Source organism: Pseudomonas sp. MF09150 (genome assembly GCF_059862355.1).
The window spans coordinates 386,357-406,274 of the sequence record NZ_JCBCUS010000007.1 but is presented as its reverse complement, the minus strand read 5'-3'; the positions used below and the strand labels follow the sequence as shown (position 1 = coordinate 406,274).

Here is a 19,918-nt window from a genome sequence, read left to right as displayed (position 1 = left end):
GCGGCGGTGAGTTTTTAACACATATTTTTTGCTGCTGCATCGCTGCTTTTGGATGATAGGCATCGATTTTTTGCAGGGTTAGGCGGGTTTTTCGGCTGCGGCCCTTGATTAATCGTGGTGTCGACCGTAGAAAAACAGCTCGCCGCATACTTTACTGCCGGCATCGACTTACCCGTCCTATTGATGAGGCCCGCCCCATGAGTGTTATCGATCTTCGCAGCGACACGGTCACCCAGCCCAGCGCAGGCATGCTCGAGGCGATGGCCGGTGCCAGGACCGGGGATGATGTGTACGGCGAGGATCCGACGGTCAACCAGCTTGAGGCCGATCTGGCGCAGCGCCTGGGTTTTGCCGCCGCGCTGTTCGTACCCAGCGGCACCATGAGCAACCTGCTGGGGCTGATGGCCCATTGCGAGCGTGGCGACGAATACATCGTCGGCCAGCAGGCCCACACCTACAAATATGAAGGGGGCGGTGCGGCGGTGCTCGGCTCGATCCAGCCACAGCCCCTGGAATTCCAGGACGACGGCTCGCTGGACCTGGCCCAGGTGGCAGCCGCGATCAAGCCCGACGACTTCCACTTTGCCCGCAGCCGCCTGCTGGCCCTGGAAAACACCATGCAGGGCAAGGTGCTACCCCTGGCCTATCTGGCCCAGGCGCGGGCTTTCACTCGTGAACACGGCCTGGCCCTGCACCTGGACGGCGCCCGCGTGTACAACGCGGCGGTCAAACTGGGGGTCGATGCACGGGAGATCACTCGGCACTTCGACTCGGTGTCGGTGTGCCTGTCCAAAGGTCTGGGCGCACCGGTGGGTTCGGTGCTGTGCGGCTCGGAGCAACTGATTGCCAAGGCGCGCCGCCTGCGCAAGATGGTCGGAGGCGGCATGCGCCAGGCGGGGATTCTCGCGGCGGCCGGCCTCTATGCCCTGGAGCACCAGGTGCAGCGCCTGGCCGACGACCATGCCAACGCCCGCCTGCTGGCCGACGGCCTGCGCGAGGCCGGCTATAGCGTCGAGCCGGTGCAGACCAACATGGTGTACGCCCAGGTCGGTGACCGTGCCGAAGCCCTCAAGGCCTTTGCCGGCGAGCGCGGGATCAGGCTGGGCGCGGCGTCACGCTTGCGCATGGTCACGCATCTGGATGTCAGCCGGGCGCAAATCGAGCAAGTCGTCGATGCTTTTGCCGAGTTTTCCCGCAACTGACAGTGTTAGCCGTCCAATTGACTGTTTGTATCGTACAAACACGCTGTACCTGCTGATTAACGCCGATATAATGCGGCCCTTTGCCGTCGCTTCGTCTGTTGACGTTTCGCACAGGCCTTTGGCCGCAGCCTCCGTGGAAGAACCTAATGAAAAGCGCAGAAATCCGTGAAGCCTTCCTTCGCTTCTTCGAAGAGCAAGGCCACACCCGTGTAGCCTCCAGCTCTTTGATTCCGGGCAACGACCCAACCCTGCTGTTCACCAACGCGGGGATGAACCAGTTCAAGGACTGCTTTCTGGGCCAGGAAAAACGAGCCTACACTCGCGCCACCAGCAGCCAGAAGTGCGTGCGTGCCGGTGGCAAGAACAGCGACCTGGAAAACGTCGGTTATACCGCTCGTCACCACACTTTCTTCGAAATGCTGGGTAACTTCAGCTTCGGTGACTATTTCAAGCACGACGCGATTACTTATGCCTGGACCTTTCTGACCGGTGTCCTGAAGCTGCCGAAGGAAAAACTCTGGGTCACGGTCTACGCCTCGGACGACGAAGCGTATGACATCTGGACCCAGCAAATCGGTGTGCCAGCCGAGCGCATGATTCGCATCGGCGACAACAAAGGCGCGCCTTACGCGTCCGATAACTTCTGGACCATGGGCGATACCGGCCCGTGTGGCCCATGCACCGAGATTTTCTACGATCACGGCGACCACATCTGGGGCGGCCCACCCGGCTCGCCGGAAGAAGACGGCGACCGTTACATCGAGATCTGGAACAACGTGTTCATGCAGTTCAACCGCACCGCCGATGGCGTGTTGCATCCGTTGCCAGCCCCTTCGGTCGACACCGGCATGGGCCTGGAGCGGATCAGTGCGGTGATGCAGCACGTCAATTCCAACTATGACATCGACCTGTTCAAGAACCTGCTGAGCGCATCGGCCGAGGCCATCGGCTGCGAAAATGGCGATCAGTCGTCGCTGAAAGTCGTGTCCGACCACATCCGTTCGTGCGGCTTCCTGATTGCCGACGGCGTGCTGCCGTCCAACGAAGGTCGCGGCTACGTGCTGCGCCGGATCATTCGTCGCGCCTGCCGTCACGGCAACAAGCTGGGTGCAACCGGCAGCTTCTTCTACAAGATTGTCGCGGCACTGGTTGCCGAGATGGGCGAAGCCTTCCCTGAATTGAAGAAGCAGCAGAGCAACATCGAGCGCGTACTCAAGGCCGAGGAAGAGCAGTTCTCCAAGACCCTGGAGCACGGCCTGAAGATTCTCGAGCAGGATCTGCTGGAACTCAAAGGCACCGTGGTGCCGGGCGACGTGGTGTTCAAGCTGTATGACACCTACGGTTTCCCGATGGACCTGACCGCCGACATCGCCCGTGAGCGCAGCCTGACGGTTGACGAAGAGGGCTTTGAGCGCGAGATGGAAGCCCAGCGCGTACGTGCGCGTTCGGCCAGCTCGTTCGGCCTGGACTACAACACCCTGGTCAAGGTTGACGTGGCCACTGCGTTCACCGGCTACACCGCCACCAGCGGCGCGGCCAAGGTGGTTGCTCTCTATAAAGACGGCCAATCGGTCGACGTCCTGAGCGAAGGAGAAGAGGCGGTGGTGGTCCTGGACCAGACCCCGTTCTACGCCGAGTCGGGCGGCCAGGTCGGCGACTGCGGTTACCTGCAGGCTGGTGCGGCGCGTTTCGACGTGCGCGATACCACCAAGACCGGCGGTGCCTTCCTGCATCACGGCGTGCTGGCGTCGGGCAGCCTGACGGTCGGTGCTCCGGTGCAAGCCCAGGTCGATGCCCAGGTGCGTCACGCCACGGCCCTGAATCACTCCGCGACACACTTGCTGCATGCTGCGCTGCGCCAGGTGCTGGGCGAGCACGTGCAACAGAAAGGCTCGTTGGTCGATAGCCAGCGTCTGCGTTTCGACTTCAGCCACTTCGAGGCGATCAAACCCGAGCAGCTCAAGGCACTGGAGGACATCGTCAACACCGAGATTCGCAAGAACTCCGCGGTGGAAATCGAAGAAACCGACATCGAAACCGCCAAGAAAAAAGGCGCCATGGCCCTGTTTGGCGAGAAGTATGGCGACAACGTGCGCGTGCTGAGCATGGGCGGCGATTTCTCCGTCGAATTGTGCGGCGGTATTCACGCCAATCGTACCGGCGACATCGGCCTGCTCAAGATCATCAGCGAAGGTGGCGTGGCCTCTGGCGTGCGCCGTATCGAAGCGGTCACCGGCGCTGCGGCGCTGGCGTACCTGAACGCTGCGGAAGAACAACTCAAGGAAGCGGCCAACCTGGTCAAGGGCAGCCGCGACAATCTGATCGACAAGCTGTCGGCCGTGCTGGAGCGCAATCGCCTGCTGGAGAAACAACTCGAGCAGCTGCAAGCCAAGGCTGCCAGCGCCGCTGGCGACGATCTGTCGGCCAGCGCAGTGGACGTCAAGGGTGTGAAAGTACTGGCGGCGCGCCTGGACGGCCAGGACGGCAAGGCGCTGTTGGCGCTGGTCGATCAATTGAAAAACAAACTCGGTCGCGCAGTGATCCTGCTCGGCAGTGTCCATGAGGAAAAGGTCGTTCTGGTTGCGGGCGTAACCAAGGACCTGACTGGCCAACTCAAAGCCGGTGATTTAATGAAACAGGCCGCTGCGGCAGTGGGCGGGAAGGGCGGTGGTCGTCCGGACATGGCGCAAGGCGGTGGCGTTGACGCCGCAGCGCTGGATGGCGCGCTGGCCCTGACCGTACCCTTTGTCGAACAGGGTATTTAAGGCTCTGAGCCGGGCCCGCCGTCTAGTGGCGGGCCTTTTGCGCTTTGCAGTTTGATTGATTAATAGGCGCCCCTTTACGGGCTGAGGCGGCTTAGAAATGGCTTTGATCGTACAGAAATTTGGAGGCACCTCGGTCGGCTCTGTCGAAAGAATCGAGCAGGTCGCCGACAAGGTTAAGAAATTCCGCGAAGCCGGCGATGACCTGGTAGTTGTGCTGTCTGCGATGAGCGGCGAAACCAACCGCCTGATCGATCTGGCCAAGCAAATCAGTGGCGATGGCCAGCCGGTTCCACGTGAGCTGGATGTGATCGTTTCCACGGGTGAGCAGGTGACAATCGCCTTGCTGGCCATGGCGCTGATCAAGCGCGGCGTGCCGGCGGTCTCGTACACCGGTAACCAGGTACGGATCCTGACCGACAGCGCGCACAATAAAGCGCGCATCCTGCAGATTGACGACCAGAAGATTCGCGGCGACCTGAAGGCCGGCCGTGTGGTTGTGGTGGCAGGCTTCCAGGGCGTTGACGAGCACGGCAACATCACCACCCTGGGACGTGGCGGTTCCGACACTACCGGCGTGGCACTGGCAGCGGCCTTGAAGGCCGATGAATGCCAGATCTACACCGATGTCGATGGCGTCTACACCACCGATCCACGGGTAGTGCCGGTGGCGCAGCGACTGGACAAGATTACCTTTGAAGAGATGCTGGAAATGGCCAGCCTCGGTTCCAAGGTGTTGCAGATCCGTGCGGTTGAATTCGCCGGCAAGTACAACGTTCCGCTGCGCGTACTGCACAGCTTCAAGGAGGGTCCGGGCACCCTCATTACTATTGATGAAGAGGAATCCATGGAACAGCCGATCATTTCCGGCATCGCTTTCAATCGCGATGAAGCCAAGCTGACCATCCGTGGCGTGCCAGACACCCCCGGCGTGGCCTTCAAGATTCTCGGTCCGATCAGCGGCGCGAACATTGAAGTCGACATGATCGTGCAGAACGTCGCGCACGATAACACCACCGACTTCACCTTCACCGTGCACCGCAACGACTACCTGGCGGCGCAGACCGTGCTGGAAAACACCGCTCGCGAGATCGGTGCCCGCGAAGTGGTCGGCGACACCAAGATTGCCAAGGTGTCGATCGTCGGCGTCGGCATGCGCTCTCACGCAGGTGTGGCGAGCCGGATGTTCGAATCGCTGGCTAAAGAAAGCATCAACATCCAGATGATCTCGACTTCGGAAATCAAGGTGTCCGTAGTGATCGAAGAGAAGTACCTGGAACTGGCTGTGCGCGCTCTGCACACGGCTTTCGAACTGGACGCACCGGCCCGCCAGGGCGAGTGATGCGTTGCCCAAGGGGCGCGGCCTTGCCGCGCCCCTTGTCTTTTTTGGCCGGCGTGAGTGAAAACTGTTCTTTTGCTGGCGCTGGTCAATACTTAGGCGTGTAGGAATGCAGCCGTCCTGGTTGTAGGCCAACACCCTTTTTTTTGCAGACTGTTGTCCCTGAAATGAAATGCGTGAGGAGAAAGGTATGCTGATTCTGACTCGTCGGTGCGCAGAAAGCCTGATTATTGGTGATGGCGAAATCACTGTGACCGTGCTCGGCGTCAAAGGAAATCAAGTGCGTATTGGTGTCAACGCCCCGAAAGAGGTGGCTGTGCATCGTGAGGAAATTTACCTGCGGATCAAGAAAGAGAAGGACGAAGAACCAAGCCATTAATTTTTATCGTTTTTTATGTTTGCAAACGGGGATAAAGCTGGTTAATATACGCCCCGTGTTGCGGAGAGCTGGCCGAGTGGCCGAAGGCGCTCCCCTGCTAAGGGAGTACACCTCAAAAGGGTGTCGGGGGTTCGAATCCCCCGTTCTCCGCCATTATTTGCTTAGTACGTTGCAATCTGGATTTTTCGGTAAGTTGTTGAAATTACTAGAAAAAATCGCTTTACATAGAGATTGAACGGCCTATAATGCGCGGCAACAAATGCACTCGTAGCTCAGCTGGATAGAGTACTCGGCTACGAACCGAGCGGTCACAGGTTCGAATCCTGTCGAGTGCACCATTTAAGAGTTGTTTGCAGTGATGCAAGTAACTTTGCTCCAACCAGTTGTGATCTGGTCTAAAAACACAATCTGCACTCGTAGCTCAGCTGGATAGAGTACTCGGCTACGAACCGAGCGGTCACAGGTTCGAATCCTGTCGAGTGCACCAAACACCAAAAAGCCCGCATCTTGATGCGGGCTTTTTGCTTTCTGCGATTTATCTTTTTTCTTTCCTTCTCTTCTTCGGGCCTGACTTGAACGCTGCGGGTGTTCTGGCGTCTGAGTTGGCGTGTGGCCTGTATTTCTGCCCCTTGTTTGCTGCTGTCGGCGACTTTTTTCGCCGGTGGTGTGTTTTCTTTTTCCGGGCAGTCGTCGCAGCTTCATAGATTCGGGCAGCGCTTAGCTTTGTCTCGCAAGCGCTTGTTCTGACCATGATTTTTAACGTTTAAAGCCGCCAGGCGGTGTATGATTGCGCCCGTCAGCCCCGCCGGGGCTTGTGGAATACCTCCATGGACTTACCCAGTAGTAACTCAGTACCTCGCTTTTCCAATCATGAATTGACTGATTGATCCTTCCGGCGTGCCCCGCTGCTGGGAGTGGAGTTCGCCTATGACCGAAGTTGAAGTAAAGAAAACACAAGACAGCTTGCAGGACCGCCTCGCTCAAGTTGTTGAGCTGTTGCACCGCCAGCGAGTCGTCGAAGACCTGACTCATCGCCAGGAAGGTCATCACCAGGATCGGGTTGAAAACCTGGTTCACCGGCAGAACCTCGTCGAGTTGCAACGCAAGCTCGATGATCTGCACTCCGCCGACGTTGCCTACATCCTTGAAGCCTTGCCGCTGGAAGAGCGTCTGACCGTCTGGCAACTGGTCAAGGCCGAGCGCGACGGCGACATTCTTCTCGAAGTATCCGACTCCGTACGTGAAACCCTGATCGCCGACATGGACGATCATGAGCTCCTGGCTGCTGCCAAGGAGATGGACGCCGACGAACTTGCTGACCTGGCCCCCGAGCTGCCGCGAGACGTCGTCCATGAGCTGATGGAAGCCCTTGATGGCCAGCAGCGTGAGCGCGTTCGCTCCGCGCTGTCCTATGACGAGGAGCAGGTCGGCGCGCTGATGGACTTCGAGATGGTGACGATCCGCGAAGACGTCAGCCTGGAAGTGGTCTTGCGTTATCTGCGTCGTCTCAAGGAGTTGCCGGGGCACACCGATAAATTGTTCGTGGTCGATAACGGCGGGGTGCTCAAGGGCGTGCTGCCGATCAAGCGGCTGCTGGTCAATGATCCGGACAAACAGGTTGCTGAAGTGATGGCCAGCGATCCGGTGAGCTTTCACCCGGATGAGGACGCCTACGACGCGGCCCAGGCCTTTGAGCGTTACGACTTGATTTCGGCCCCGGTGGTCGACAAGAACGGCAAGCTGATCGGCCGTTTGACCATCGATGAAATGGTCGACTTGATTCGTGAGGAGAGCGAGACCGAAGTCCTGAACATGGCCGGTCTGCGGGAAGAGGAAGATATCTTCGCCTCGGTGTGGAAATCCCTGCGCAACCGTTGGGCGTGGCTGGCGGTCAACCTGATCACAGCCTTTGTCGCATCGCGGGTGATCGGGCTGTTTGAGGGGTCGATCGAAAAGCTGGTGGCGCTAGCGGCTCTGATGCCGATCGTGGCCGGTATCGGTGGTAACTCGGGCAACCAGACTATCACCATGATCGTGCGCGCCATGGCGCTCGACCAGGTCAGTACCGGTAATACCGCACGTTTGATGCGCAAGGAACTGGCCGTCGGCCTGATCAACGGTCTGGTCTGGGGTGGCGTTATCGGGGTTGTGGCATACCTGCTTTACGGCAGTTGGTCGCTGGGGGTGGTGATGACTGCCGCGATGACCCTTAACCTGTTGCTCGCTGCGCTGATGGGGGTACTGATCCCCATGACTCTGGCGCGCCTGGGTCGCGATCCGGCGATGGGTGCGAGCGTCATGATCACCGCAATGACCGACAGTGGTGGTTTCTTTATTTTCCTCGGGCTGGCAACCATCTTCCTGCTCTGAGTCCTGCGCACCTCCCGGTTCTGGCCGGGCGGTGCGTTTTCGTTGCGCCTCCCTTTTTCTTCTATCTCTCCGGCCGAGCGCTTCGTTGCGTCGGCAGCCAAATTTTGTGCAAAAAAAAGCCAGCGCGAGGCTGGCCTAGTGCTTACGGGATGAATCAGGAAGCGTCTGCAGCCATTTCGGCGTCGTGGGCAATCAGCGAAACAAGAGCGTTCTGCTGGCGGTGGGAGAGTTGACGGAAACGTTGAAGCAGTTCGCGTTCATGTAAAGACAGCTCGGGGCTGTCCAGACGCATGCTCAACTCTTCACCCAAAGCGCCTTCCTGAATAAGACTCTGTTCCAGGCGCGCGATGATTTCGGAGTTCATGCTGCGGTGATGATTGCGAGCCACCTCGGCAATGCGTTCACGCATCCCGTCGGGTAGACGTACGACGAACTTGTCAGCCGTACGGCTGGAATAAATTGCCTGTTTCAATGGGCGCATATATTTAACCGGTTAGTTCAGGGGAGCGGTTCTCGGAATTGGCCGCAGGATGTCTTTAGGACAAGCCTTAAAGCCAAATGTTCAACCTGAATTGTTTAAGAGGCCCGAATCATGCCTCAAAATTGCCAGATCATTGGCGCCAATTCTGTGACAAATATTGAACCGGATAAAGGCGTTATGCCAGCACCAATTATCAGAAATGCGGACTGGTTTGAAAAGATCGCTCTGGCCCGGTCACTCCATCTATCCTGCCGCTCGTCAGAAGCTGTTTAAGCCTTCTTAAACGTGCATGCTAGGGGTATCGGTTGCTGCTGCCCCTACCTTGTACAGGATAGTGGCAAATGGCCGATTTACTAGCGATATATGGCAGAGTGATATTGAATGCCGGGCAAACTGATTTACCTGTTGGGGCCGTCGGGCGCAGGCAAGGACAGCCTGATCGCTGCAGCCCGCGAGGCGTTGCATGAAATCGGCTGTGAGGTCGCGCAGCGTGTCATTACCCGTTCGGCTGAGTCGGTGGGAGAGCAAGCCCTTGAGGTTTCTGCGCAGGAGTTTGAAAAGGCGGTGCAGCGCGGGGAGTTTGCCTTGTGCTGGCGGGCCAATGGCCTTGGCTATGGTATTCCTGTGCAGATCGACGCGTGGCTGGCCGCTGGTCGACATGTATTGGTCAATGGTTCCAGGGGGCATCTGCAGCAGGCGCGTGAGCGGTACCCAGAGCTGATTCCGATTTTATTGACGGTCACCAACGAAGTGCTGCGCCGCCGCTTGATTCGCCGCGGGCGTGAGAGCGGGGAGGAGATCGAGCGCCGGATGCAGCGCAACGCTGTGTTTGCCGATGAGGGCTGGGGCGACGATCAGAACATCGTGCATCTGGACAACTCGGGCGAATTGTCCGTGACCGTCATGCATTTGTTGCGGTTGCTGCAGCAGCAGGGGATCAGCGCAGTACAGGATCAAACTTGATCCTGCGCCCTATAACCAGGGCCAGCACAAATAAACCGCCGAAGGTGCCACAGGCAATCAGCGGCAGGCTGCTGAAGCTGCTCTCAGGCAGTAATAGGCTTAGCGCGCCGCTGAGGATGGCCAGGATAAGAAGGCTCTTGGCAAACGTGGACATAAAGTGCTCCTGGAGTAACGGGCTTAAAATACCCAGCTCTGGGTACGTGGCCCAACGGGCGCGGCGGCTTTTTGCTCGGTTGCAACCTGAGTGGCAATAGCTGTCTGCGCCTGGCTGTTCATCACGGCCAGTTGTGGTGTTTGCTGCTGGATGTAGTGAGCGCTGGAGTAGGCGACAGGTTCAGCGTTGTTATCGGGTTGAAAGTGAAACGCCAGCAACACGGCAATGGCGATCGCATTCAAAAGGAAAAGGGCGCTGTTCATGTGCGTTGTCTCCGCGGTTCTTTATAGAGGTTATAAAGCAGTGCGCGTGCCAACCGCATTATCTTAAAAAATACTTTAAAATCAATTACTTATAATGTTTTCGCAAGGTCGGTTAATTGCATTTTGCAATGATGGCCTTTTGCGGTAATGCAAATTGCACGACGCCTGCCAGCGGCCTGGGCTCCAGGGCCTAGATCATGCAAAAAGCCCTACGGATTGCATGACAAAGTCAGGCTTGGCCGTTAACATGCACGCCGTTCCCCGCACCGCCCACTTTCGGGCGGTCGACGATATGTCTCAGTAGCTCAATTGGATAGAGCATCCCCCTCCTAAGGGGAAGGCTGGCAGTTCGAACCTGCCCTGGGACACCATATAATTCAAGGCCTCCAGCGACTCCATGCTTTTTCGCTTTTACCTCATGGGTGCAGAGCGGGTGCATAAGGAATATTCGAGGTTGTAAAAAGCCCCACACAGGATCAGCTGTTGGGGTTTTTTTATGTCGATTGCTAGATGCTCACCAGGTCGCTCAGTTTGAAGCTAAGACTGTCCTAATTACGGGGTCGCTTTGCTTAATGCTGAGGCGCCTGGTCGTGAAAAATGCAGGGGCTGAGTAGAGGCTATTGCTCAGATTTCACGTAGTGACGCGCTCTCTCTCCCTACACTCAAACCGGAACGACTCCGGTATTCGCCGTTGTAGCTTTTCTCCCTGCGAAGCAGGCCCACCATCGCGAAGCGATGTGTAGTGGGTTACACATTGCCGCCTTCAGTTTGTTCAAACTGGGGGTTGCAATGGGTGATGCTCCAAGCGCTTAACTGACTGATAAGGCAGTTAAAGGCGACGGAGAAGCGCTATGGCTTACGCAATTATCAGGGCGAAGAAACTCAAGAGCATGGGGGCGGTGTCGAGGTCGGCACAGCACACGTTCAGGATGCAGCCCACCCCGAATGCAGATCCCGCACTCATCGGACGAAACCGAACGGTGGGGGCCAAAGGATCGGATCAGATACTCGCTGCCCTGGTGCGCACTCTGCCGACGAAAAGGCGCAAGGATGCGGTGCTCGTGATTGAGTACCTGGTCACCGCGTCCCCTGAAGCTTTCAAGCGTCACGGCGGGCGTTTGGATGATATGGGGGACGGTTATTTTGCCGATGCGTTGAAGTGGCTGAAGACGCGCCACGGTGCAGAGAATGTCCTCAGCGCGACCGTTCACCTGGATGAATCAACGCCGCATATGGTCGTTTACGTTGTGCCGATGACGGCAGACATGCGGCTGTCGTGCCGTGACTTCCTCGGCGGGCCTGAGAAACTCAGAGCGATGCAAACCAGTTTCCATGCCGAGGTTGGGGCGCTGCGTCGCCTGGAGCGCGGCGTGGAGGGTTCCAAGGCGAAACATGAGGCGGTGTCGGCGTTCTACTCGACCATGGCAGCAGCAGGCGAAGCGCCGGTGCTGAAACCTCGCGACTATGTGGCGGCGGCTATCGGGGTGAAGACTGAAGCCTGGCAGCGAGCCGAAGCTGTGGCCAGCGCCAATGCCCAGGGCGCAGCTCGTCACGCGCGTTCAAAACAGGCAGTGCTGTCGCGTGCGAGGGTCGTGAAAAAAGCAGCGGCCCAGGTGGAAGATCGCCAGCAAGAAATAGAACGGCGGGAGCAACAGCTGCGCAACAGAGAAGTGGATCTGGATCGGCGCTCCAGGGCCATTGATGGCCTGGTGAACCAGGTCAGTGAGGCGGAGCTGGCAGCGGTTGTGCTCGCTGCTGAAAAGTCCGCCCTGGAGCATCGTCTAAAAATGCTTGAAGGGAGTCAGGCCAATGACAAAGCCCAGGCGCGAAAGGCTCGCCACAATCAGGAACTCACGCTTGGCTGAGCGCACTGCCTAACCTCTAACGCAGAAAACGACAAACCCCGCACTGGGCGGGGTCGGTCGTTTGCAGGCTGGCTGACGTTGCCCCGAGAGAATTCAACAACGCCAGGCAGCGTGAGGCGAGTATATCTGGTCACATAAGACCTATAGCGAAAAAAACGGCAGCGAAAATAAAACTTCCTGAAAAAGCACTTATCCCCCTCCCGCCGACGGGCTTCGTGTGTGTTTTTTTTGCAAACACAGATGTAGTGCAAACCATCCTCCAGCCCAGGCGGGCCGTGGGGCTTCCCAGGCAATCGCCCTTTTCATTTTGTGCAAAGTTTTGCAAAGAAATGCAAAACCATTGCACAGGCAATGCTCCATTCCTGACGGTGTTTCAAGTCACCAAACCCAATGGCAATAGGGGGGCGGCGGAGTTTTCTCAAAGTGAACGGCTTGTTTTTTTTGGTTGCATTCGTGATGCGATGGGAGCGAATTGAAAGCGTGCAGGCTATATGGAACAGGGCTTTCAGCCCAGTTTGCGGGGTTTTGTCGATTGCATGTCTCTTCGTGCGAGCGCCTGCGGTGGTGCAATCGAAAACACAGCTTTCGCCCATTTGAGGGAGGGTCTGAAAACAGCTTTTTTGAGAGTCGCCGGAACTGGCAGGCCTTACGGGTGAGGCGGCAAAGTGAAGGGGAAGTTAGGCCGTTTACACGGCCTTAACTGGGCACCACTCAGCAGGATTTTCCTGCCAGGCAATGATTGCTGACTCACGCCATCCGACACGCCCTGGTGAGATGCGGACAGGTCTGGGGAACTGTCCGCTTTTCATCACTCGCCAGAGGGTGGTTCGAGAAAGGGAGGTGACATCGAGCACGTCCCTTTCCCGCATGAAACGATCCAGCTTGCTCACGTTGGGCTCCTACGATCTGAGCCTATGCGAGACTCCTAAACTGACTGGTCGTTGAATCTCAGGACGCGGCGATTGTGCGCTTAAGTTTCAGAAGGGCAGCAGTGTTATCTACGGCTGCTTCTTTCGGTACAGCAGGCGGCATCGCTGCCAGTGTTGGAGCCTGTGTTTCTTTCTCGGCCCCATCAAATAACTGTTCAAGTTTTTTCCCGAGAGCAATCCAGGTGAGTTCTTGAATTTTCATTTGTCGTTCGTGCTGGCTGTTACAGCGAGAGAGCACCACATCATGCTCGGCAAGACTTTTTAGCATTACGGCGTGGGATAATGTGAACAGCTCCAACAGAATTTCGAGAGTGCCACCCTGCTTTAGCGCCTGCTCTAACAGATCCTGTTGAAATAGTTTGTTGATCGAACCTGGAACGCCCACCAACTTTAAGCGCGCCTCGGCTACCTGAATAATTAAGCTGTTTGGAATACCGGCTCGCGCTTCGGCGGTGAACCGCAATTCCTGAGCGTCCTTCCTGAGCTGAGCACTGCGTTCAATTTCGTCATTGATTTTGCTCTGCTCGATGGTGCCTGACTTGCCCTGGGCATTCCAAGAGGCGTCCGTGCGGTTGGCCTGACCTTCAAGTTCGGCGGCTTTCTGCGTGAGTCGTTGGTTTTCTTGCATTACCTCGGTGTATCGATTTTGCAGAGCGATGTAAGCGTCTCTGTTGACCTCGAAGTTAGCCAGGCTCTGCTGTAGTTCGGGGCTCAATTTTTCTCGGTCAATGGTGGCGAGTTGCATTACGTTAATCCTTACTCAGTTAGATTATGTTGTTTGCGCCCTGGTGCGAGGCTTATCACACCAGTTCTACGTTCTCAGCCATGGCGAGTTTCCCAAACTGCTCAACTACATAGCCTTCGTTCCGGCTGTTGTAATCTTCGACGCGGTTACGCTTCGAATTTTCCAGCATGATTACGCGCCAGCTGGATTCTTGGAAGTAGATCGACAGATTGTCCCAGCTGGTGACCAGTACGGCGTTCACCGGGAAGTACGGCACGCTGAAACTCGGTACGCCGCCATAGGTGCTCACGACCTGCGCACTTTCTATACGCTCTTTCTCGGTGGGTGTGCCCGCCTGCTTGGCATATAACACGGCCTTGGCGTGAGCCAGCAGGTCAGATCCGATGATCGCGATCAGGTCGCCGGCTTCGCGTAAGTTTTCGTCAATCGCTCGCGTTACGTCATATACGAGGGCGTCCAGGTTGGCATAGTCGCCGCCTTCACCCAGGCGAATCTTGCCAGCCTCCAGACCCTGACTGAGCACCTGGCCTGGCACCTTCTCACGGGCCTGTTGCAGCCAGCCTTTGTTGACATCTTCGAGCATGGGGAAGGCTTCAATGTCGGTCTGTGCGGCGGCATGAGTGCCACGAAACCCAACCATCATGCGATCTAAGGCGATTTGCTTTTGCACCGCGTCGGAATAGCGCTTGTGGAAGTCCGGAAACTTGGCCCAGGCATCAAGTTTAGCGAATGGCAGACTAACATCCGATTCGGTAGGCGACAGTTCGTAAGTATTGTTTTCCAAGTTGGAAAAGTCTTTAACTTCGCGGTCTTTAGTTTTGATGTCAGTTCGGCTGGTTACAGGGCCGGTTACCCCGAACATGACTTTTTCGCCTTTGATCTCACTAACTGGAACAATGTTGATGCGTTCTAGAAAGTCGGATTTTGCCGTAATCTTTTCATTGAGTGATTGGGCTGCACTGGGTTCGACAGCAAAAGAACGAGCCCCTTCGGGCGCTTTGTAAACCTTGGCGTATGCCTGCTTTAAGATTGAGAACTTTGCGTTGCCGTTATTGTTGCTCATAGGGGGTTCCTGTTCGCAGGGTTGAAGTGCGGATCGGTTATTTGACTTGTTGGGTGTGGTGGCGAAGTTGCATGTAATGTGCCTTGCCTACGTGTTAATATTAACATAGTGCAGTATCTTTTTATGTGTTTAGGGTCTTGTTCAATGCGAATTTACTGTAGAGATTGTGGCAATAAAGCGCTCATCACTAGAGTCGAAGAGGAAACAGCGCAGTATGCAAAGCTTTATTGCATATGCCTTGAGCCTACTTGCGGGCATGGGTTCATTTCGGAGCTTCGCTTTTCGCACACACTTAAACCATCCAAGATTCTGCCAGCAGATGAAAAGATACTTGATCGAATACTAAAACTTACTGGCGAGCAGCAAAAACAACTACTCGAACAGTTGGACATGTTGACATGACAGGATCCATATCAGGGGTTTTGACCTTTCAGGATCTTCAGCGCATTACGGGATACCAAAGGCGCTCGGATGTTGAGCGTTCATTGATCGAGCAGGGGGTGCACATATTCCGTGGTCGCTGCGGCCCCTGGACAACGCTTGATCTAATCAATCGAGCGGGCGGTTTGGATATGCAGCCAGCGAACGACAAATACGCACCTGACATCCTGTGACTAGCTCAGGCAGAGCAAAAGCTGCTCGCCAAGAGGGGGGGGCAGTGACGGTGGGGTGCCTGATTGTTCTTCGTCACGGCTTCCAATATCAGTGATCTAGATCAAATGCATTTAGAGTTGTCAATAAAAATCACGCCCCCCCCCTGTTACCGCGTCTGATTTCGAAAACAGAAGGGGTACACGGGATTAAGGGGAAGCCCTTATAAACCGTGGCTTACAGAGGACTTGTTCATTCCCTGCCTTTTTTTCAAGGGAATTTCCGTGAGGGGAATGCCCTTATTAAACAGAGATGTATTCCCTTATCCCTTTTCTCTATTCTATTAAGGGAATGCTGTAGGCCTCGTATTTACTGGCTCTTTCCCTCATTCCCTTAATTCCCTTGAAAATACACTGCTGCCGACAGTCGCCAGCCCCTAAGCAGCCTGACAACTGCGCGCGCCTTCGCTCCGTGATTTCAAGGGATGCGGGTCACTACGACAAAGGGAATAGGTTCACTACGACAATTGAGAGCGTCCGCCTAGCGTGCAAACTTGCCTCATCGGCCTGCGCCTTCCTGGTCGAGTTTTGCGGGATCAATCACATAAAAACGCGACTTTCCTCCTCCTGGCATGAAGTAGCTTTTGTTGGCGCGCTTCTGGCCTTTCTCATTGTCCACTTTGGCGAGCGCGTCCACGTTCTGGAGCGCACGAATAATCCTATCTAGACTGAAACCGATAGCGGCCTCTGCCAGACCTGGCTTATTGAACAAGTACAGGCGCATACCGTCATCGACTTCGTAATAACCGGCTCGGTTATGCACAGTGGTGGTGCCAGAGTGACGGAACTCGGAAAAACGACTGTCGCCGTGCAAGTCAATAAAGTTAGCGACGCCACGCAGTATCTGCCGATCCTCGGCGCTACCGTCTCCCATTGTTGAAAGCCATTCGTTAAACAGGAGTCGGCAAGCATTGACGGCGGTACCTTTGGGCCAGTTCAGCAGATTACGGCGGATAGCCGACTCACCGGCCAGAGCCATAATCGCGAAACGATCAGCTACACGGCCAGCCTGTGAACCTTCGGTGGCAAAGGCCTCCCGAATCTGTCGGAACGCGCTATGCAGATCCTCGGGTTGTTGAATCAGAGACTCCACAAATGCTGGGCCTAAATGGCCGTAATTCTGAGAAACAGCATCGTTAAGCGTTCGGTGAAACTCTTGCCCACTCATTCCGTGCACATCATCGAAGGCGCGGTGTGTACGAGTACCGGCATTGACGTCCACCATGCGCAGTTCGGCCCCGGCGTGGGCGCCACTACCACCGATGGCTGCATGGTCTGACAATGAGCGCTCGCCGCTGGAAAGCGCCAGTACACGCCAGGTCAACTTGGCGCGGCCCTCTCGCTCCCTGGTCATGGTGCCCTTGCCCATCCCGTTGGCGATGGCATACGCCATTTCCTGAACTCGCTTGGGGTCGGCCCGTTTAATTTCGTCCAGGATCAATACGGTGTCGTTGCGCGAGGCAGCCTCAATCTCGACCCCGCCTTTCGATACGTCCCATGACGCCGCGAAGCTCCCTGGATTACCCCACGCAGACGCGGCCAAGAGCTGAGCTAGCGATTTGCCACTCGACGAATCACCTACCAGGTGCACGCCGCCCCCATTCACCCCCACCTTGGCGAGCAGAGGCCCTGCCAAGGCGCAACAGACCGACAGGATCAACACAGGGTTGCCCAGGCAGCGGGTAGCAATCTCGGTTTGCCAGCCAGTGATAGACCCCTTGCTGGTGAAGATATTGGCGGCCCTGCCAGAGTCCTGGAAACGCACGTTATCTCCGCCAATGACGCGAGACGGCAGAACGAATGCACCTGACTCATGCCAGCCTGGTTTGGTGGTGGTCGCGATCACCAATTCGGGCGATTGATGGCTCGCCAAGTAGGGCACGATCTGGCGGCGCTGGTGGTGCTCGATGACTAGGCCTCGGCCCAGCAAAACCTTCATGACTTCATCACCCTTACCGGCCAGCGACTCCATGGGCATGACCCACTCGATCCGCTTTCCCCGGTGGCTGAATGACAGCAGCCGCCCAATGGTGCCGTCTTCCGAGTTAACCGTTTCAGCTTCGACGATTAACGGTGCGCAGATCCAGTTATCTACGGGGATAGCCTTTTCATCCGGGCCGCTTTGCTTCAAGCCGTGGTACCAGGTGCCAGGCTTGTATGTCCTGCCTTCGATTGTGCGAGCGTTCTCGTAGACGGCATAGCGTGGTCGTTCCAGCTTTTCGTTTGTAGGCGCTTTGGGCTCGCCCACCAGGCTCAAGGCCGGGGGCTGTTCGTAAGTGCTCATACCTTGCGGCTCTCTTTGGATTGACCTGCAAGCCAGAGGTGCAGGTCGTTGAAATCGGATAGGTGGGCCGGGGCGTCATCGGGCCACTCGGGGAAAACCACACGAGCATCGGCTGCGCGGGCTGCCTGATTGGCAGCACGCTTTCCCGGGTTGCCTCCGGTGTCTCGGTCGTCATCACCGGCAATCACCAGATCCAGCGTTGCGCCGTAGCGCTCGCGCATTGCCAGGGCCACCGGTTTGAGGTTGCCCGCGTTCATTGCGCAGACCACCGGGCTCCCGGTGTTTTGGTGCAGAGTTGCGCCAGTCGCCCAGCCTTCGCACACATACAGGCGGCAGCCTTCTGATAGCTTGCCCAGGGGCGAATAGCAGCCCTGGACACGGCCATCCTTCAAAAAGCGTTTGCCGCCGTCCGGGGTGATTATTTGCAGATTGACCAAGCGCCCTTCATCGCAGAGCGGAACCAATAGACGGCCCTGGCCCGACTGGCGCAACAGGTACGGATGTACGCGTTTCGCCAGCAGGTAGGTGTGCAGCGGATAGGCAGGCTTCGCCATTTTCCAGAGCTGCGAAGCATGACGGGCAGCATCACGTTTTTTATCCTCCTGGCGCTGCTGCTCACGCAGACGCCAAGATTCGCGCTCCTGGTCGACCTGTCGGCGGCGTTCATGGAACAGCTGAGCATCGGCAGTCGTGAGATTGAACAGGCCCAGGCGCAGGCGCTCATCAATTTCCTTTGCTGCGTCCATCTGCCCACATCCGCGCAGATATGCCAGTAGCGACACCAGGTCACCACCGTGCACGCTGTCGTCGGCAAAATCATTCCACCGGCCAGAGTCGAGCGAAACGCCGAAGGAACCGGCCTGCCGATCCCCACGGGCAATGTTTGCAGCCACCCACTCGCGGCCTTTGCGCGATCCACTCGGAAACCATTCAGGCAGCAGAGTTTCCGCTGCGCTCAGGGCTTGCTGAGCTGTGTGACGAATCAGATCAACGGGGCTTGGCTTCATCATGATTTCCTTCCTACCCGCCTGGCTTCATGGCGGATCAAATAGAGATCTGCGGCGTGAGCATCCCCGCGCACCGTATGCCCATGACGAACAGAGGCGGGGAGCGTTGGTGCTTTTGGCCAGAGCCACCAGGTGGCGAGGCTGATTTGATGTCGAGCCCCCAGCCGCTTGGCCGTCGCCCGCGCAGGCTCAGGAGGGGAGCGGCGCCTGGCGGGTCTTTTGGTGGTCATAACGAACCCCCTTGCGCCAGGTCAACGCGCACAAATACGTGCTTGTCGTTGAGCGTGTAAGGGGTGTTCGGCTCCAGGCCGTTTTCACCGATGTAGCCGGTCACAGTGCGAGAGCGCTTCGACCGGTTATGCCTGTACTTGAGACGGATTTCTCCTTGTTCACCGGCGCAAACAGTGCCCCCGACTCCGGCGCTGGCCGTGCCGCTATCCCCGACAACGGCTGTGCCATAGTCTCCGGCAGTAGCTGTTCCCAGAACTCCTGCGGATGCCCTGCCACAGCTCAATACGTAGGCCACGCCACAATCTCCAGCATCGGCCCGGCCCCAATCTCCAGCACTGGCTGTTCCGAAAATTCCAGCGCAAGCGGTGCCCCTGTCCCCTACTATGGCTGTTCCACTTTCCCCGGCCATGGCGTTGCCGCTGTCTCCGGCAATTGCAGTGCCGTAGTCGCCTGTCTGGACGCTTTGTAGGTCACCGCCTAGGCAGTATGAGCGAACAGGTTTTACATACCCGTCCTGAGTGCTTTGTTCGTCCTGGTGCGGGGCTACAACGGCTTTTTTCAGACAGGCCGATCCCGTCAGCGCATCACTGCGCTTTAGAAAAATATTCATCTCAGTCGTCCCTTAAAAATGGGAGGAAGGTCACAGGGCTGATACGCCTGTTACCCCTTCGCTACAGCTCACATCAGCGATGGTCGGCGTCTCCGGTCATCAGTCAGCCTGCTTCAATCGCGGCGGCGGCAGCGCTTCAGCGGCGGACTTGATCACCTGCCAAATATCCTCACCTACTCGCTCCAGGAACGAGGCGATCATTTCAGGGGTGTAGGTGGATGAACCCCGCACCTCACCGAACAAAATGCTCAGCAGGTTGATGGATTCTTGGGCGCGGCGCAGATTGTAAAACTCGTCTTCGGTCATGCTGTAGGGACGGTTCATTGCGTACCCCCGGCGTTCGGGGCGCGCACGTTGTTCTGGTGCGCAGCGAAGCGCTGATTCAGGCCTTCGGTTTTCTCATTGATCGTTGAACGGTATCCATAGGCCAGATACTGAGTGAGTTCTGCCAGACGTTCGCCGTGATGGTCGTGACCTTCGACAGTCGCCTTTCGGGTTGCCCAGGCCAACGTATCGAACCAGTCCATGTAAGTGGAAGCGGTTTCCAGCTCATCAATGGCTTCGACGGCGATAGCGGTGATGATTGTTGACTTGTTCATTGGACACCACCTTGAGTTTCCA

At 56.9% G+C, this 19,918-nt stretch carries 20 protein-coding genes and 4 tRNA genes; 13 read left to right on the top strand and 11 right to left on the bottom strand.

The features are described 5' to 3' along the window. The first annotated feature begins 197 nt into the window (after positions 1-197). The 8 genes from ltaE to mgtE all read left to right on the top strand — a co-directional run bounded on the left by ltaE (position 198) and on the right by mgtE (position 8,052). Positions 198-1,202, top strand: coding sequence for a low-specificity L-threonine aldolase (gene ltaE / locus AC19YX_RS25590; RefSeq protein ID WP_078470850.1), 1,005 nt, complete (start codon positions 198-200; stop codon positions 1,200-1,202). Between the two features lie 146 nt (positions 1,203-1,348). Next, the gene (gene alaS, locus AC19YX_RS25585) at positions 1,349-3,967 is read left to right on the top strand and encodes an alanine--tRNA ligase (protein ID WP_500607293.1); all 2,619 of its coding nucleotides are present in this window, start codon (positions 1,349-1,351) and stop codon (positions 3,965-3,967) included. Positions 3,968-4,064: 97 nt separating this feature from the next. Beyond that, the gene (locus AC19YX_RS25580) at positions 4,065-5,306 is read left to right on the top strand and encodes an aspartate kinase (RefSeq protein WP_020295672.1); all 1,242 of its coding nucleotides are present in this window, start codon (positions 4,065-4,067) and stop codon (positions 5,304-5,306) included. Between the two features lie 187 nt (positions 5,307-5,493). Beyond that, a complete protein-coding gene (csrA, locus tag AC19YX_RS25575) occupies positions 5,494-5,682 on the top strand; it encodes a carbon storage regulator CsrA (RefSeq protein ID WP_002554426.1) in 189 nt (62 codons plus the stop codon). A 62-nt stretch (positions 5,683-5,744) separates the two neighbouring features. Further along, positions 5,745-5,835 (top strand) — tRNA-Ser (locus AC19YX_RS25570). A gap of 108 nt (positions 5,836-5,943) precedes the next feature. Further along, positions 5,944-6,020 (top strand) — tRNA-Arg (locus AC19YX_RS25565). Positions 6,021-6,092: 72 nt separating this feature from the next. Next, a tRNA-Arg gene (locus AC19YX_RS25560) sits at positions 6,093-6,169 on the top strand. A 440-nt stretch (positions 6,170-6,609) separates the two neighbouring features. After that, positions 6,610-8,052: a magnesium transporter gene (gene mgtE, locus AC19YX_RS25555; RefSeq protein ID WP_078470848.1), complete on the top strand. Its 1,443-nt coding sequence runs from the start codon at positions 6,610-6,612 to the stop codon at positions 8,050-8,052. Between the two features lie 154 nt (positions 8,053-8,206). Here mgtE and AC19YX_RS25550 read toward each other — a convergent pair whose 3' ends face one another. Beyond that, on the bottom strand, positions 8,207-8,533 hold the full coding sequence (locus AC19YX_RS25550) for an Arc family DNA-binding protein (protein WP_003178899.1): 327 nt from the start codon (positions 8,531-8,533) through the stop codon (positions 8,207-8,209). Between the two features lie 381 nt (positions 8,534-8,914). Between AC19YX_RS25550 and phnN the strand changes: the two genes are divergently transcribed. Further along, positions 8,915-9,496, top strand: coding sequence for a phosphonate metabolism protein/1,5-bisphosphokinase (PRPP-forming) PhnN (gene phnN, locus AC19YX_RS25545; RefSeq protein WP_201132010.1), 582 nt, complete (start codon positions 8,915-8,917; stop codon positions 9,494-9,496). Here the strand turns inward: phnN and AC19YX_RS25540 are convergent. Continuing rightward, positions 9,471-9,650, bottom strand: a complete 180-nt coding sequence (locus AC19YX_RS25540) for a PA3371 family protein (RefSeq protein WP_201132009.1) — start codon at positions 9,648-9,650, stop codon at positions 9,471-9,473. The genes phnN and AC19YX_RS25540 overlap by 26 nt on opposite strands. A gap of 23 nt (positions 9,651-9,673) precedes the next feature. Next, positions 9,674-9,913, bottom strand: coding sequence for a hypothetical protein (locus tag AC19YX_RS25535; RefSeq protein WP_201132008.1), 240 nt, complete (start codon positions 9,911-9,913; stop codon positions 9,674-9,676). Between the two features lie 294 nt (positions 9,914-10,207). Between AC19YX_RS25535 and AC19YX_RS25530 the strand changes: the two genes are divergently transcribed. Then, positions 10,208-10,284 (top strand) — tRNA-Arg (locus AC19YX_RS25530). Between the two features lie 480 nt (positions 10,285-10,764). After that, entirely contained in the window at positions 10,765-11,778 is a 1,014-nt protein-coding gene (gene mobV, locus AC19YX_RS25525) for a MobV family relaxase (protein ID WP_500607292.1), read from the top strand. Positions 11,779-12,464: 686 nt separating this feature from the next. Here the strand turns inward: mobV and AC19YX_RS25520 are convergent. The 3 genes from AC19YX_RS25520 to AC19YX_RS25510 all read right to left on the bottom strand — a co-directional run bounded on the left by AC19YX_RS25520 (position 12,465) and on the right by AC19YX_RS25510 (position 14,515). Next, a complete protein-coding gene (locus AC19YX_RS25520) occupies positions 12,465-12,647 on the bottom strand; it encodes a helix-turn-helix transcriptional regulator (protein ID WP_081729400.1) in 183 nt (60 codons plus the stop codon). 79 nt (positions 12,648-12,726) lie between these two features. Then, on the bottom strand, positions 12,727-13,452 hold the full coding sequence (locus tag AC19YX_RS25515; protein WP_500607291.1) for a hypothetical protein: 726 nt from the start codon (positions 13,450-13,452) through the stop codon (positions 12,727-12,729). A 55-nt stretch (positions 13,453-13,507) separates the two neighbouring features. Continuing rightward, the gene (locus AC19YX_RS25510; RefSeq protein ID WP_030131791.1) at positions 13,508-14,515 is read right to left on the bottom strand and encodes a phage major capsid protein, P2 family; all 1,008 of its coding nucleotides are present in this window, start codon (positions 14,513-14,515) and stop codon (positions 13,508-13,510) included. 123 nt (positions 14,516-14,638) lie between these two features. On the opposite strand from AC19YX_RS25510, the gene AC19YX_RS25505 reads away from it, so the two are divergent. Next, positions 14,639-14,917 (top strand): ogr/Delta-like zinc finger family protein, encoded by a 279-nt coding sequence (locus AC19YX_RS25505; protein WP_371916337.1) that lies wholly within the window; start codon positions 14,639-14,641, stop codon positions 14,915-14,917. Further along, the gene (locus AC19YX_RS25500; RefSeq protein ID WP_081729398.1) at positions 14,914-15,129 is read left to right on the top strand and encodes a hypothetical protein; all 216 of its coding nucleotides are present in this window, start codon (positions 14,914-14,916) and stop codon (positions 15,127-15,129) included. The genes AC19YX_RS25505 and AC19YX_RS25500 overlap by 4 nt, the downstream gene beginning before the upstream one ends. Positions 15,130-15,664: 535 nt before the next feature. Here AC19YX_RS25500 and AC19YX_RS25495 read toward each other — a convergent pair. From AC19YX_RS25495 to AC19YX_RS25475, 5 genes are all read right to left on the bottom strand, one after another. Then, positions 15,665-17,449 (bottom strand): DUF927 domain-containing protein, encoded by a 1,785-nt coding sequence (locus AC19YX_RS25495; RefSeq protein ID WP_030131792.1) that lies wholly within the window; start codon positions 17,447-17,449, stop codon positions 15,665-15,667. Further along, positions 17,446-18,459 carry a toprim domain-containing protein gene (locus tag AC19YX_RS25490; protein ID WP_500607290.1) on the bottom strand — a complete coding sequence of 338 codons (1,014 nt, stop codon included), beginning with the start codon at positions 18,457-18,459 and terminating at the stop codon, positions 17,446-17,448. Before AC19YX_RS25490 ends, AC19YX_RS25495 begins: the two co-directional genes overlap by 4 nt. 223 nt (positions 18,460-18,682) lie before the next feature. Next, positions 18,683-19,297 (bottom strand): hypothetical protein, encoded by a 615-nt coding sequence (locus AC19YX_RS25485; RefSeq protein ID WP_500607289.1) that lies wholly within the window; start codon positions 19,295-19,297, stop codon positions 18,683-18,685. Between the two features lie 99 nt (positions 19,298-19,396). Continuing rightward, on the bottom strand, positions 19,397-19,621 hold the full coding sequence (locus AC19YX_RS25480; RefSeq protein WP_051414873.1) for a hypothetical protein: 225 nt from the start codon (positions 19,619-19,621) through the stop codon (positions 19,397-19,399). After that, on the bottom strand, positions 19,618-19,896 hold the full coding sequence (locus AC19YX_RS25475; RefSeq protein WP_030131796.1) for a hypothetical protein: 279 nt from the start codon (positions 19,894-19,896) through the stop codon (positions 19,618-19,620). Before AC19YX_RS25475 ends, AC19YX_RS25480 begins: the two co-directional genes overlap by 4 nt. Between the last annotated feature and the right edge of the window lie 22 nt (positions 19,897-19,918).